13 protein-coding genes and 1 pseudogene are annotated in these 15097 nt (G+C 34.7%); 6 read left to right on the top strand and 8 right to left on the bottom strand.

Going from position 1 to position 15097, the window contains the following annotated elements:
- Window positions 1-58: 58 nt before the first annotated feature.
- Both degS and rpmE read left to right on the top strand, forming a co-directional pair.
- Window positions 59-1111: an outer membrane-stress sensor serine endopeptidase DegS gene (degS, locus tag ACGH80_RS06795; RefSeq protein ID WP_174798672.1), complete on the top strand. Its 1053-nt coding sequence runs from the start codon at window positions 59-61 to the stop codon at window positions 1109-1111.
- 140 nt (window positions 1112-1251) lie between these two features.
- Entirely contained in the window at window positions 1252-1467 is a 216-nt protein-coding gene (gene rpmE, locus ACGH80_RS06790) for a 50S ribosomal protein L31 (RefSeq protein WP_034914396.1), read from the top strand.
- Window positions 1468-1557: 90 nt separating this feature from the next.
- Here rpmE and metJ read toward each other — a convergent pair whose 3' ends face one another.
- Entirely contained in the window at window positions 1558-1869 is a 312-nt protein-coding gene (gene metJ, locus ACGH80_RS06785) for a met regulon transcriptional regulator MetJ (protein WP_034914400.1), read from the bottom strand.
- A gap of 177 nt (window positions 1870-2046) precedes the next feature.
- Here metJ and metB point away from each other — a divergent pair, with 177 nt between their 5' ends.
- Window positions 2047-3213 (top strand): cystathionine gamma-synthase, encoded by a 1167-nt coding sequence (gene metB / locus ACGH80_RS06780; RefSeq protein WP_411630734.1) that lies wholly within the window; start codon window positions 2047-2049, stop codon window positions 3211-3213.
- A gap of 77 nt (window positions 3214-3290) precedes the next feature.
- Here the strand turns inward: metB and citX are convergent, their stop codons facing one another.
- The 7 genes and pseudogenes from citX to ACGH80_RS06745 form a co-directional block, all read right to left on the bottom strand.
- A complete protein-coding gene (citX, locus tag ACGH80_RS06775; RefSeq protein WP_411591672.1) occupies window positions 3291-3842 on the bottom strand; it encodes a citrate lyase holo-[acyl-carrier protein] synthase in 552 nt (183 codons plus the stop codon).
- 76 nt (window positions 3843-3918) lie between these two features.
- Window positions 3919-5448, bottom strand: coding sequence for a citrate lyase subunit alpha (gene citF / locus ACGH80_RS06770; RefSeq protein ID WP_065589423.1), 1530 nt, complete (start codon window positions 5446-5448; stop codon window positions 3919-3921).
- A gap of 12 nt (window positions 5449-5460) precedes the next feature.
- Window positions 5461-6348: a citrate (pro-3S)-lyase subunit beta gene (citE, locus tag ACGH80_RS06765; RefSeq protein ID WP_034914409.1), complete on the bottom strand. Its 888-nt coding sequence runs from the start codon at window positions 6346-6348 to the stop codon at window positions 5461-5463.
- Window positions 6345-6635 (bottom strand): citrate lyase acyl carrier protein, encoded by a 291-nt coding sequence (gene citD, locus ACGH80_RS06760; protein WP_065589424.1) that lies wholly within the window; start codon window positions 6633-6635, stop codon window positions 6345-6347. The genes citE and citD overlap by 4 nt, the downstream gene beginning before the upstream one ends.
- 21 nt (window positions 6636-6656) lie before the next feature.
- Window positions 6657-7691 (bottom strand): [citrate (pro-3S)-lyase] ligase, encoded by a 1035-nt coding sequence (gene citC, locus ACGH80_RS06755; protein WP_065589425.1) that lies wholly within the window; start codon window positions 7689-7691, stop codon window positions 6657-6659.
- A gap of 10 nt (window positions 7692-7701) precedes the next feature.
- Entirely contained in the window at window positions 7702-8541 is an 840-nt protein-coding gene (locus tag ACGH80_RS06750) for a fumarylacetoacetate hydrolase family protein (RefSeq protein WP_174798670.1), read from the bottom strand.
- A 94-nt stretch (window positions 8542-8635) separates the two neighbouring features.
- Window positions 8636-9922: pseudogene (locus ACGH80_RS06745) on the bottom strand (2-hydroxycarboxylate transporter family protein); the annotation flags it as partial.
- Between the two features lie 277 nt (window positions 9923-10199).
- Between ACGH80_RS06745 and ACGH80_RS06740 the strand changes: the two are divergent.
- The 3 genes from ACGH80_RS06740 (at window position 10200) to ACGH80_RS06730 (ending at window position 14335) form a co-directional block, all read left to right on the top strand.
- Window positions 10200-11789: a sensor histidine kinase gene (locus ACGH80_RS06740; protein WP_174798669.1), complete on the top strand. Its 1590-nt coding sequence runs from the start codon at window positions 10200-10202 to the stop codon at window positions 11787-11789.
- A 15-nt stretch (window positions 11790-11804) separates the two neighbouring features.
- Complete coding sequence (locus tag ACGH80_RS06735; protein ID WP_034914423.1) at window positions 11805-12506, top strand: response regulator; 702 nt, start codon at window positions 11805-11807, stop codon at window positions 12504-12506.
- 911 nt (window positions 12507-13417) lie between these two features.
- Window positions 13418-14335, top strand: coding sequence for a hypothetical protein (locus tag ACGH80_RS06730; protein WP_411630732.1), 918 nt, complete (start codon window positions 13418-13420; stop codon window positions 14333-14335).
- Window positions 14336-15097 lie beyond the last annotated feature (762 nt).

Raw genomic sequence — 15097 nt, 5'->3', positions numbered from 1 at the left:
ACCTTTATATAGATGTGTTAAAATCTTCATTATTCTTCCCATTACAATTCTGAAACTAATGCTCAAAAAAATTCTATGGCCAATATTAATTGGAACGGTTTTAGCTATTGTGTTATTGATTATTTTTCCTTCTTTACAAAAAGGAAACCAATCAAATTTTCCAACTTCAATTTTTCATGATGATCCATTAAGTTTTTCTAGTGCTGTTAAAACTGCAGCCCCTGCAGTAGTTAATATTTATAGCCGCTCAATTAATTCTTTTTCTCAGGAATCACAAGATAGTCCAATAACTCCGCTCGGTTCTGGAGTAATTATGAATGGGAATGGGTATATTGTTACTAATTATCATGTAGTTGAAGATGCAGAACAAATTATCGTCGCATTGCAAGATGGACGAATATTTGAAGCTTTATCTGTAGGCTCAGATAAACTTGTTGATCTAGCGGTATTAAAAATAGAGGCTTCAAATATCCCCACTATATTGATAAATCCTCAACGCGAACCTAAAATTGGTGATGTCGTATTAGCCATAGGGAACCCTTACAATATAGGGCAAACTATTACACAAGGTATTATCAGTGCTACAGGTCGTGATGGATTGAGCCCATACAGAAGGCAAAATTTTATTCAAACTGATGCATCAATAAATCATGGCAATTCAGGTGGAGCGCTGGTAAATAGCAAAGGTGAATTAATGGGAATTAATACTCTTACCTTTGCAAAAAATCTAGGCAATGATATTCCTGAAGGAATTGGATTTGCTATCCCAACTGCATTAGCAGTTAAAATCATGAATAAATTAATTCGCGATGGAAAAGTTATTAGAGGATATATAGGAATTGATGGATTAGAATTTGCACCAACTCAAAATCCAAGTGATATGCCAGTGGTGTTAGGTATTTTAGTCACCAGAGCGGAAGGTCCTTCATTACAAGCGGGAATACAAGCTAATGATATTCTGATTATGGTAGATAATAAACCTGTTAAATCAATTGTTGAAACAATGGATCAAATAGCTGAGTTGAAACCTGGTACAATTGTCCCCATTATAGTTCAGCGAAATGGGGAAAAGATTGAACTGCAATTAACAATAGGTCAATTACCTGTTTAATTGTTCTTTTATTTCTTGATTAACTCGACTATTGGCCGTATAATCTGCTGTCTTATCATGTTTTTTAACACTCGTATGGTGTATAGATTTTGCTTTTATGGCCATTTATATAGCGATACGAAAAACTTTAGAGGTTTATTATGAAAGAAGGTATTCATCCAGAATATACTGCAATTACAGCAACTTGTTCTTGTGGTAACGTTATTAAAACTCATTCTACTGTTGGTCATGATATTCATCTTGACGTATGTGGCGAATGTCACCCATTCTATACTGGTAAACAACGTGATGTTGCAACTGGTGGACGTGTAGATAAGTTCAAACAACGTTTTGCTATGGTTGGTGGTAAAAAATAATTTTTCGGAAAACCATGTCCCAAAATTAATAATAATAGAAAAGGCGCATAAGCGCCTTTTGTTTTTCAAAATTAGTTTTTTAGTTAATAATCAATCAAAATCGGGATTAATACCTAAATCTTGCATCATCTTTTTAGCTTGCTTAGGAATACCGTCTTCACGATCTTTTTGTAAATCATCGTCACAAGGTAAAGGTTGACCGGTATAAGCATGAAGAAAGGCTTCACACAATAATTCACTATTTGTTGCATGACGTAAATTATTGACTTGTCGGCGAGTGCGTTCATCAGTCAATATTTTTAAAACTTTCAACGGAATTGATACTGTAATTTTTTTTACTTGTTCGCTTTTTTTACCATGTTCAGCATAAGGGCTTATATATTCGCCATTCCATTCCATCATCTTGTCACCAAATTACATCACAAATAATGTGGGCAATTCTAACGTTTTTTTTATTTTTCTGCAATCTACACACCAAGATAGTTAGACGTCTAGACATGTTGACGTCCTTATTGAATGTGTTATTCTTATACAATCTGTTGTTGAAGTAAGTAAAGTATTATTTAGAGGAATATTATTATGGCTAGTCAAACCAACAAGTTAAGCCAAGGAACAATAGCTGTTCGTGGTGGGATTAATACTGATGAGCAATATGGTAGTGTCGTACCAGTTATTACACCATCTACTTGTTATCGTTATGAAGAATTTGCAAAACCAAGAAAGTTTGATTATGCACGAAAAGCTAATCCTAGTCGGCGATTAGTGGAAGAAACCGTTGCGAAATTAGAAGGTGGTGCAGATGCTATTTTAACAAACTGTGGTATGTCAGCAATTCATCTTATCAGTGTTGCTTTATTAGCGCCAAATGACTTAGTTGTTGCTCCTCATGATTGTTATGGCGGCAGCTATCGACTTTTTAATAGTCTAAGCCAAAAAGGCTATTTTAAAGTGAAATTTGTTGATCAGTCCGATGCAATAGCTTTACAAGAAGCACTTAATTTACATCCTAAATTAGTATTGATTGAAACACCAAATAACCCATTACTTCGTGTTGTTGATATCAAGAAAATAGCCCAACAAGCACATGATGTTGGAGCTTTGGTTTTAGTCGATAATACATTTATGACGCCAATTTTACAAAAACCGTTGGAGCTTGGTGCTGATATAGTCAGCCATTCTTGTACCAAATTTTTAAATGGGCATTCGGATTTATTAGCGGGAATTTTAGTCTTCAAAGACCAACAGCTTGCTACAGATGTTTTATGGTGGGCCAACAATATTGGTACGCTTACTTCATCATTTGATAGTTATCTTTTATTGCGTGGGTTACGAACTCTTGCTGCACGTGTTAATTTGCAACAAGAAAATGCCCAAAAAGTTGTTGAGTTTCTTATTAATCACCCAAAAATAGCAAAAGTATTTCATCCCTCTTTACCATCTAATCTTGGGCATGATATTGCTAAAGAACAACAAAAAGGGTTTGGCTCGTTACTAAGTTTTGAACTGGTTGGAAATGCCGATGTAATGCCTAAGTTTTTAAAAGCGCTTAAAATTATTACATTAGCTCAATCACTTGGTGGCGTTGAGAGTCTTGTCTGCCACCCAGCAACAATGACACATTCAGGTATTAGTGCAGAAGCACGAAAAACAGCGGGTATTTCAGATCAGCTATTACGTATTTCAGTTGGTTTAGAAGATATTACTGATTTACTAGCTGATTTACAGCAGGCACTTGAAACAATCTAATTGAATTTTTAGATTAAAAAAAGATTGATGATATAATGCTGTAATGTTATTTCATCAACCTATTATTTGCACTTTTATTAAAGTGATGTTTTATTCTTTCTGAAATTTTCTATTTTCTTTTTTATCGCGGTAAAAATTTCATCAATTGAATGCCGTTTAGCTCTACCACAAATTTTTGCCTCTTCATTGCAGACCAAACATTGTCTTGGTTGATTTTCGAATTGAGAACGTGACAGGCTATTTTGTGTAACAATGTCAATAACATCAATATCCCACAAACGCCCTAAGGGATGATTATTTTCGACTTCAATACAATATTTTTTAAGGGTTTTAGCTGAACATTTAATTGCTATGATTGCTTCTGAACCAGTAATGTAATGGAAATGATCTTCATTGATTATTGTTATATTGTTTTGTAAAAAACAGAGATGTAAAGCTTTAATTGCTTCGTCAAAAAGATAACGGGCTCCGCTACTGTTTTTTATAGGACCAGGAATAACTATGCTTAATGATATGATTGGATATTTATAGCATGTCATTGCATGCTTTTGGTTTTCAACTCGCTTTTCCTTGGCTAGTAGCATTTGCTCAAGGATAATAGGAGTGCCATCATCAAATTTAATTTGCATTTTTTTCATCAAATAGAAAAGTAATAGCATGACACTTTTACATGTCAGGCTATTACTATATTAATAAAGATTAAAATTAATCTTTAACTTGGCGTACGACATCAATAACAGAGCCATCACGGAAATGTACGATACCAACGATTTTATCATTAAATTCGATTGGTTTTGGTTCACCAGTTAAAGACACAGCACGTTGATAAAGCTCTTCAATGCTCATAATTGGTAGGTTAGCTGCTTTTAAACGTTCAGCAATTTCTGGACGATTAGGGTTAACAGCAATACCATGGTCAGTGACTAGCACATCAACGCTCTCACCAGGAGTAACTAATGTTGTTACCTTTTTAATTACTGTTGGAATACGGCTACGAATGAGTGGCGCAACAACAATTGTTAAGTTTGCACCAGCAGCCGTATCACAGTGACCGCCAGAAGCACCGCGCATTACACCGTCAGAACCAGTTAATACATTAACATTGTAATCAAGGTCGATTTCTAACGCACTTAAAATAACAATATCAAGCTCATCAACACTTGCACCTTTTGAGGCAGGATTTGCATAAACATTAGTTGAAACTTCGATATGATCTTTATTTTTACCTAAAGATTGCCCCGCAGTGCCGTCAAAACTTTGAGTATCTAATAAACGTTTAACTAATCCTTTTTCGTGAAGATCAACAATACTTGCTGTAATACCACCTAAAGCAAATGATGCAGTGATATTTTTCGCACGCATGCGATTTTCAAGGAAACGAGTTGCTGCAGTTGACGATGCACCAGAACCAGTTTGGATTGAAAAACCATCTTTAAAATAACCAGAGTGTTCAATAACATCAGCTGCATAACGAGCGATCATCAGTTCGCGTGGATTGCTAGTTATACGCGCTGCGCCCACACTAATTTTAGTTGGATCACCCACTTCATCAACTTTAACAATATAATCAACTTGATCTTGGCGAATACTTGCTGGATGGTTAGGATATCCAACAATATCCTCAGTTAATAGTACAACTTTTTTAGCAAATTGCGCATCAACCATAGCATAACCTAGAGCACCACATTGTGATTTTCCTGATACACCATTAGCGTTACCTTGTTCATCAGCGGTTGATACAGCTAAAAATGCGATATCAATGTTAATTTCACCACTTTGGATTAGTTTTACACGTCCACCATGAGAATGGATATGGACTGGGTTTTCCATTAAACCGTGAGAAATCGCATCGGCTAATTTACCGCGTAAACCAGAGGTATAAATTTTAGTAATTACACCAGATTCGATATGAGGAATTAACGCTGAGTTACAGCTTAATAAAGAACTTGAAGCTAGCGTCAAATTTTTAATGCCTAAATTACTGATAGTCTCAACAACTTTGTTGATAACCTTATCGCCTTCACGAAATGCATGGTGAAAAGAGATAGTCATTCCATCACGCAATTCACATTTTTTAATTGCTTGCTCAATAGAATCACACAATTTACGCGTGTATTTAGACTCATCTTTTAAATATGGAGTTGTTGCGTTAGCATCAACAAAAGGCTTAATATTCTTGAGATCAGGGTGCTGTTTAAGCAAATCATCAATTTTTTTGTTTATAGAAGTAGTCATTTTTCAATCCTATCAAATTTCTTTACGTACACCAGAATACTTAGCCAACTCGATAACTTTTCTAGCTCGAGCAATAATCGGTGCATCAATCATTTTGCCATTTAGAGAAATAACGCCAAGGCCTTTTCTTTCTCCTTCTTCTGCTGCTTCAACTACTTTTTGAGCATGTTCAACTTCAGCTGCTGTTGGAGCATAAGCATTGTGGAGCAGGTCAATTTGTCTAGGATTAATGAGCGATTTACCGTTGTAACCTAATTTTTTGATTAAGCTGACTTCTTTCAAGAAACCTTCATCATCATTAACATTAGAGTAAACAACGTCAAAAGCATCAATTTTAGCCACACGTGCTGCATGCAATACTGCACAGCGAGCATAGAATAATTCTGTACCATCGCCACGTTCAGTTTGCATATCAACAAGATAGTCAAATGCAGCTAGCGCAATACCGATTAAACGTGGAGAAGATTTAGCGATAGAAACGGCATTAACAACACCTTGAGCAGATTCGATTGCAGCCATTAATTTAGTGCTACCAACTTCACGCCCACACTCTTTTTCGATTCTTTCAACATGGGCTTCTAACTCATGAATATCTTCAGCACAGTTAGTCATAGGTAAACGTACTACATCAACACCCGCTCGTACAACTGCTTCAAGGTCTTTTAAACCAAATGGAGTATCAAGTGCGTTGATTCGTACTACTGTTTCAATCCCATGCTCTTTATAAACAGGAAGAAGTAAAGTTTGTGCAACTAATAAACGTGCTGAATCTTTTTCCTTAATTGAAACGGCATCTTCAAGATCGAACATGATTGAATCAGGCTTATAAACAAACGAAGTTGATAACATAGCGGCGTTTGCACCTGGAAGAAATAGCATACTTCGACGTAATTTTTTCATAGTAATTTACTCCAATCTAAGTTTTCTTCTTCTGCGCCACGTAAAACTGCACATTGAACTCTAGCTTTAATAGCGCAATCAAGTGCACCTTTATCATCAATAATGATTAAACCGTCGGTTACATTAAGCTCATTTAAAGTTTGATTAACAACCGCACGGATTTGATCGCCAAATTGTTTATTAACATCACTATTAATAACAATTTCAATTCCCGTGTTTGGCATGACTTTGACTAACAAATCGCTAGATTCAAGAGTCCCCGCCATGGCTTCTTTTTGTATTTTCATTTTTTTACCTTTTAAAACGTATTAAATTTTAAATTTATCCAAATTAGCTGAAAGGTAATCCCATGTAGTAGATGGAACTAGTTTTTTTACCTCTTCATACTGCCCTGATGCCAATAATTTTCTTACTAATGAAGCTGATACAATAGTATCACCTTCGGTTATTCGTTGAACTTCAACAAAGGTAATTGCGGAGTGATTACTAACTGCTTTATCTTCAAGCCAATAAGACATCGCTTCATTATAAGCCTTCGTTACTTCGTCATAGGGTTCAGTTCCAACAAATCGATAGTTAATATTAAGCGCTGGAGCAATATAATTTCGGAATATAAGCAGATCGATACCCATATAGGCCTGATCGATTTTTGTCTTATCTTTTAGAAAATAAGTTGGAAATGTTGCTCTTGAAATAATATAAGGAGAACTTGCATGTACCGTCACATTTTGTATCTGTTTAGTACCATCTTTAACTAACTTCAAACGTGTATCAAATGAAAATAGCGATGCATTTTCATTGACAACAAAAACATGCAACCAATCACATTGACTTGCAGCATATTGAATAAGATATTGATGGCCTTTAGTGAAAGGATTAGCATTCATAACAATGCTACCAATTTTGCTCCCTTCTTTTTGTTGCGTGCTTAGTTGTTTACAATATTGCCTTATTCCAACTGGATTGTTTTCCATTAGGACAACAAGATCTGTTATTTCAACAATAGGATAAAACCCACATCCCTTAAAAAAATCTATATTTTCGGGTTTTGTATATAGAAAAAGATGAAAATAGCCGTTTTCATTGGCATATTTTATTGCATGATCCATCAAGGTTAGATTTAGTTGATTGCCACGATAATTAGGATCAATAGCAACACATTTAATAATATTGCGATCAATACCTGCACAAGCAATAATTTGTTCATTGATTTTAGCTACCATAAAAACAGTAACTTGTGAATCCAGATCAAGATCAGAGCGAGATAGCAACTGTTTAACTTCTTTATAATCTTGTTCTGCTTTAGAAATATCAACAACGGCATAATCAACTAAATCGTACATAAATTTACCTCTATTCAGCTACTACATAATTAGTTAGTCGACCAATTCCTGTAATTTCGACTTCAATTGTATCGCCATCTTTCATAAATACTGGAGGATTACGTTTTTTACCAACTCCACCTGGTGATCCAGTAAGAATAACATCACCTGGAGATAAACGTGTAAAAGTACTAATATAAGAAATTAATTCAGGCACAGTATGCACAAGATTTTTAACTGAATCATGTTGCATTTGCTCGCCATTTAAATAAGTAGTTAAAGATAATACTTTTGGATCAGGAATTTCATCGCTTGTTGTAATACATGGACCGAAAGCACCAGTGCTAGGCCAGTTTTTACCTGCGGTAAACCAAGTATATTGCCAGTCGCGAATAGAACCATCCATATAACAGCTATAGCCAGCTACATATGATAACGCATCTTCTTGCTTAATGCGAAAACCAGCTTTACCTATAATAATAGCTAATTCTCCTTCATAATCCAACTCATTAGTAATAGCTGGTTTAATAATGTTGGTTTTATGACCTGTTTGAGAATCAGGGAAACGAACAAAAAGCGTTGGTGCTGAACAGGTTTCATTAAATTCTGCTCGTTTTTCGGCATAGTTCATACCAACACACAAGATTTTATTTGGATTTGGAATAACGGGTAAATAAGTAATATCTTGTTCATCAATGTCACTTGGGGCATTAAGGTAGGTTTTGGCAATAGATAGTCCTTCTTTATCGGCAAGTAGTGATTTTAAATCAGCATATTTATCACCTAATTTTTGCTTTAAATCAACAATACCGTTGTGAGTAAGAAGACCAAAACTTGCTCTACCAGAGACAAGATAACTGACAAGCTTCATGAAAACTCCTTAAAAGCTATTTTGTTAATTGTAAATATTAAATAAAAATGAACAACCTTAGTATAAACCAAGGTTGTTATTTAATATGTAAAATCTATACTAAGAAATTGCCGAGAATAAGTAATGATACTGATACATTAATTGCACCACCAATACGAGTTGCAATTTGTGCAAACGGCATAAGTTCCATACGTTCTGCAGCAGTTAAGATTGCCACGTCACCAGTTCCGCCTTGACCACTTTGACAACAAGAAATAACAGCAGCATCAACAGGATACATACCAAGTTTTTTAGCAACAAAGAAACCAGTAGTAACCAAACTAACAACTGTACAAACAATAACAATTAGGTTTGTGATTGTGAATGCATCTACAATTTTTTCCCAAGGAGTGATAGCAACACCCACCGCAAATAAAATTGGGTAAGTAACAGACGTTTGGAAAAATTTATAAACAACTTGTGACCCACTTAATACTTTAGGTGAAACACCAGATACTAATTTAACAAAAACTGCTGCAAATAGCATTCCTACTGGTGCTGGAATACCAGTCACTTTGTGACCAATCATACCAACCATATAAAGAATAGCTGCTAATAATACACCTGAAGCGAATGTAGTTACATCAATAATCGATTCAGTTTTAGCTGCTTTTTTATCAGCAACTTCATCATCTGCTGGTAATAGTCGACCGTTACCAGTTAAGTGCGGATAAGCTTTACCAATACGATTTAAAATACCACCACAAATAATACCAGTTAAACCACCTAACATTACGATTGGTAAAACACGACCAAGCGCATCACCTTGTTCCATACCTAAGATTGAAGCGTACCCGATTGAAAGTGGAATTGCACCTTCACCAACACCACCAGCCATAATAGGTAATACTAAGAAGAAGAATGTTTCAAATGGTGTTAAACCAAGTAAATAACCAACACCGACACCAACAAGCATACCAACGATTTCACCACATACCATTGGACCGAAGATTTTTAAGAATCCTTGGATAAGTGTTTTCTTATCCATATTCATAATACTACCCACGATGATACAACAGATATATAAATAAAGAATATGTGTATCTTTATAGAATTTTTTTGTTGCAACAACGACTGGTTCAGGAAGAATACCATAATAAACTAATGCAGAAGGAATAAAGGTTGCACAAATTGCGGCAGCTCCCATTTTTCCAACGATCGGCAAACGTTTACCAATTTCGCCACATAGAAAACCAAAAAAAGCACAAGTAACTACCATTACAACGATTTCGCTAGGTAATTTACCTGTTACTAACACTTCAGCAAAAATAAGAATACCTGCGATAATAAATAATGGAAGTGGGATAACACCAATTTTGTAGTTATCCATCAGACGCCACCAATTATATGGCCAACCTGTTAGATTTTCTGTAACAGTCTTACCCGTTGATTCTTTTCCATTAATGTTTTTCTCAGATGAGTTAAAATTCACCATTAATTTTTTTCTCCAAAATAAGTTGATTTATTCAAAATTATTGGCGGGTATATTTACAAAAAATTAATGAAATTTTTGTGATATAAATCATAAATTAACTGTGGTTTTTATGGTTTTAAAGGATATATGTTTTTTTATGCTGTGATACACTTATTTGAACTTAATTTGAAAAGCAAATACAAAAATGCGAAGAAAAATCCACTTATCATTTACCACAAAACTTTTTTTATCGCTTTTGTTTTTTTCGTTGATTGTTCTTGCGCTATTACAAAGCTATATTTGGAACACAACTGAAACAAATTTGTATCGAAGTTTGGGCGAAAAAGCGCAAATTCAAGCAAAAGAGTTATCTGTTTTACCAAGTTTAATTGAATATGTCAAAGATAAAGACACAAATAAAATAGCTAATTTAATCACAGATATATTTAAACAAAGTGATGCAAGCTATATTGTTATTGGCGATGCTAATGCTAACCGTTTATTTCATACAGCTAATAGCCCTTTACATTCCCCCATGGTAGGAGGGGATAATCAAGAGGTTCTTAACGGTAATAGTAGCATCACTATTAGTGAGGGTTCTCTTGGTCTAGCATTAAGGGGGAAAGCTCCAATTATTGAAAACGGTAAGATTATTGGTATAGTCTCGGTCGGTTACATGATTGATGGTATTTATGCATTGCATATAAAACAGTTTATACCGTTTATCATTTTTTGTTCCTTGTTATTCTTAGCATTATTTATCTTTTCATACTGTTTTTCAAAAGCAATTAAAAAACAGATGTTCAATTTAGAGCCTAAAGCAATCGCACTACTGGTAAAAAGCCAAAAGTCGATCATGGAATCGATTTTTGAAGGTGTTATCGCCATTGATCTTAATTATAAAATTATCAATATTAATCAATCTGCTCGCACAATGTTAGATATTAAGATAAATGATGACGAGTTACATAAACATGATTTAAGCGAATTTATCACCTCAAGTGACTTTATCTACAAAAAAGAAAATCAAACTGAAGACATACACGATCATATATGCTATTTCAATAACATGATTGTTATTGCCAGCCGAGTTCGAGTGGTTATTGATGATAAAATTCAAGGCTGGGTAATTACTTTTCGTAATTTTGATGATATTAATGTATTAAGTATGCAATTAACGCAAGTAACACAATATGTCGATAATTTACGCGCATTAAGGCATGAACATCTTAACTGGTTAGCAACGCTATCAGGTTTAATATATATGAAACGGTATGATGAAGCGCAATCATTTATTGCATTGCATTCTGCCGATAACCAAAGTAATTTAGACTTTATTACCAAACATTTTAATGTGCCGGCTATATGTGGTTTATTAATTGGCAAATATTCAAAAGCACACGAAATTGGCTTAAATCTAGTATTTGATCCAGCATGCCAATTAAATGCATTACCTTCACTTATCACCGAAATAGAATTTATGTCAATTTTAGGAAATTTGCTTGATAATGCTTTTAATGCTAGCTTAAAAAATGATCGTGGTGATAAAACCATTTATCTCTATCTAAGCGACGCAACAAATGAAGTTGTATTAGAGGTAACTGATCAAGGCTGTGGCATTGATGAAAATATTCGCGATTCAATTTTCGAACCTGGCGTCACATCGCAAGAAGGTAAAGAACACGGTATTGGTTTACACCTTGTTTCGACCTATATAAAAAAGGCCAATGGTTATATTACATTTGAAGATAATACCCCTTATGGAACAATTTTTTCTGTATTTATACCTAAATAATAAAAAGGCAATTATATGAATCAATTTCAAGAAGATAATATCAAAGTGCTTATTGTTGAAGATGAGCCAATTTTAGCAGAACTAAATGCAGAGTTTATTCAAAAAGATACAAAGGTTAAAGTAATTGGAATAGCTTCAACACTAGAAGAAGCTAAAATAATGGTAGAAAAACTAAAACCGACCTTAATATTACTCGATAATTATTTACCTGACGGCAAAGGAATAGAATTATTTGAATACATCATAAATAATCATCTAGATTGCTATGTTATTTTTATTACAGCCGCAAGTGATATGGATACTTGTAGTAAAGCGATTCGTTATGGCGCTTTTGACTACTTAATAAAGCCCGTATCTTACCAAAGGCTAAAACACTCGCTTGAGCGTTTTGAACTATTTTTATACCGACAAAGCCTACAAAAACATGTCAATCAACGAAAAATAGACGAACTTTTCAATTTGCAAACTAAAGATTTTGTTGATATGAACCGCCACTCCAAAGGGATTGAAGAAATCACACTACAAAAAGTCAAAGACTTATTTATGCAAACCGATAAAGCACTCACTGTTGACGAAATAGTCGAAAAAGCCAATATTAGCAAAACAACTGCTAGGCGATATTTAGAATATTGTGTACAAATCAAATTATTAACAGTCGAACTTAATCATGGAAAAATTGGACGACCAGAAAGGCTATATAAACGTTTAGGGAAATAGTATTTTATCTGTTTCAGATAAAATACTAGCTTTGAAAACATACTTATTTGAGTTTTTTTTCAGTTATTGGTACTAGTAACAAAGGAAAAAACAGCTTCTATAACAACCAAATACCTATATCTACCTTATTTTGGCGTTAGAATACGCAGCAACTGAGTAAGGTAGTACGCCAAACAAGGATGTTTGGATCGAATGTTACCACCGATACTACTCATTTCCCCAAAAGGGAAAAATATTTAAAACCACTACTTCAAACAATACCACTGTCCTCTATAACTGTCTGATTTAATTAAAAAAAAACGAAATAAAAAACTTCAATAAAATCAATACTCTACCTGAACGTTTTTAGAGCAAAAAATCTAACAATACCACAAGATTAATATACTCGCTTTACCATGGGGTTTAAATGTGCCAATAGCTAAGCGAGGTTATTCCACTAAATAGGGTGAGCTGGAATGTAGGTGTAGATATTAATAATTTCACCAAATCTCAAAATAACGGAAACATAACACCTTATTTTAATTATAAAATTTACCCATCTATAAAACCGAATCGTTTTCATCTTTACATTTCTTTATAAAAAAGTCCGCCAAAAAACTAGCCAACTATTTTATAAATGGTTATACTTTTATCGCTGTAGGAAAACAAGCTTATTAAATAAGCAAATAATTATAAAAATTCAAATAAAACAAAATATTACTTGACACGAGGAATGTAATGCATTATCATTTTAGGCACAAGGCACAAGGCACAAGCACTGGCAAACCTATGTCTTAAATTTATCAAATAATCCTATTCGACGAGTTTTTACACTAAGCTCATTTATACTTTCCAAATTATCTCTCAAATTATTATCGAAATTATTGCTCAAATCACCTAAAACAGCTTTGCTGGTATTAGCACTGTTATTATTGTCATCGTCATGGAATTTACAGGCGAATGGCAAAAAATCTCGAACAGGTAATCGTAGTGATGCAATAGTAATACCGTCGCCAGTTATCAATTATGTAAGGCCGAATCTAGAATTGGGTAACGGCAAATATGCAGGCCCAGCTGACATATGGAGTCCTGATAAGGGCTTCTTAGTTCAATCAATCAATTCTGAATCATACAATTTAAATTTCCCGACCACTGGTATGGATGGTTTATATTTTGATTTACTTATAACAGGAATAGAACCAGAAGAGTTGACATGGGAACCAGTCACGCATGAGGGAATTACTGCAACAGTGACAAATGTTGTAGCTAATGATATTTGGATTCCTAAAGAAGATAAGAGACAAGTTGTCGCTCGTGTTAAGCTAACAGGTCCAGAGGCAAGAAATCAATGGTACAATCCTCATCCTAACCTAATAGCTAAGCCACAGTTACCGCAGACGTTTGAGTTAGTGGGTAGAGATATAAAAACTAATGATGAGGTAGTAAAATATGGGTTTGTGTTGAGGCAGTGGTTCGTCAATCGGGGGGACAAATGGAGCTATTATAGTGACCAGTTAGCATGGTGTAATGGTTTGGGTTATCGCATGTCGAGGGTAAGGGATTTAACCAATGGGAAGTGTGGTACATGGGGGGGGGTGAGTTTTTTCCCATGTATAAATGGCGTAGATGGCGCCACGCCGTCGTCAGTACATAGTGGATACCAACGTCGTATAGGCGCTGGATTTTTCACGGAGTGGGGCGAAATGCTCAGCTACCCTGATGCGGGCTTCAGAGGCTACGGCTGCTGGGCATATGGCGCACCGGGTAGCAGCTACCATGTCGACTCGCACGGCGGCTGGGTCGTCGACTACGATAACAACATCGATTATGTTGTTTGCACCACACCTTAGTTTTTAGCGTTTAATTCTTAATCCTTAGGGCGCGGAAGGGGGTTACGGTGCCTGAGAGGATAATATAAAAAAGAATAAAGCCCCCGCGTAAGTTGGGGCGCTGAGCAGGTAAAGCCTGCGAGCCTTGCGCTTTAATGGCAGAAAATCAAAATAGCACCCCGACCGATACGACTTAAAAGCTTGCGCTTTTGTTATTAACTGGCTGTTATTAACAAGTTATTATTAAATAACTATTATCAAATAACAAAAGCGCTTTTATTAAAAAGCCAAATTCAATGTAATAAAAAACTATCCTATAAAAGATTGATTTTATTTAAAAATGCAAATAAAAACTTCAATAAAATCAATAGCCTACCTGAACGATTTTAAAGTAAAAAACACACTTATAGCACCACAATGCTAATATGCCTGCCTTATCACAGCATCAAAATATACCGATAACGAAATAAAGCTAGCACGTCAAACTGGGCTGTTGGGCGTGTTTGTGTTTTAGATGTTATCAGCAATATTAATCATTCCGTAAAAGTCAAAAAGTCCTAAAGATAATACCCTATTTTAATTATAAAATTCACCTATCTCTAAAGCCAATCGTTTTCATCTTTACATTTCTTTACAAAAAAGTCCGCCAAAAAACTAGCCAACTATTTTTTAAACGGCTATACTCTTATTGCTATAGGAAAATAAGCGAATAATTATAAAAATTCAAATAAAACAAAATATTACTTGACACGAGGAACGTAATGCAGTATCATTTTTGGCTGT

This window comes from Gilliamella sp. BG1 (assembly GCF_046635625.1).
GTDB lineage: Bacteria > Pseudomonadota > Gammaproteobacteria > Enterobacterales > Orbaceae > Gilliamella > Gilliamella bombi.
This window is presented reverse-complemented; position numbering and strand designations above follow the sequence as displayed.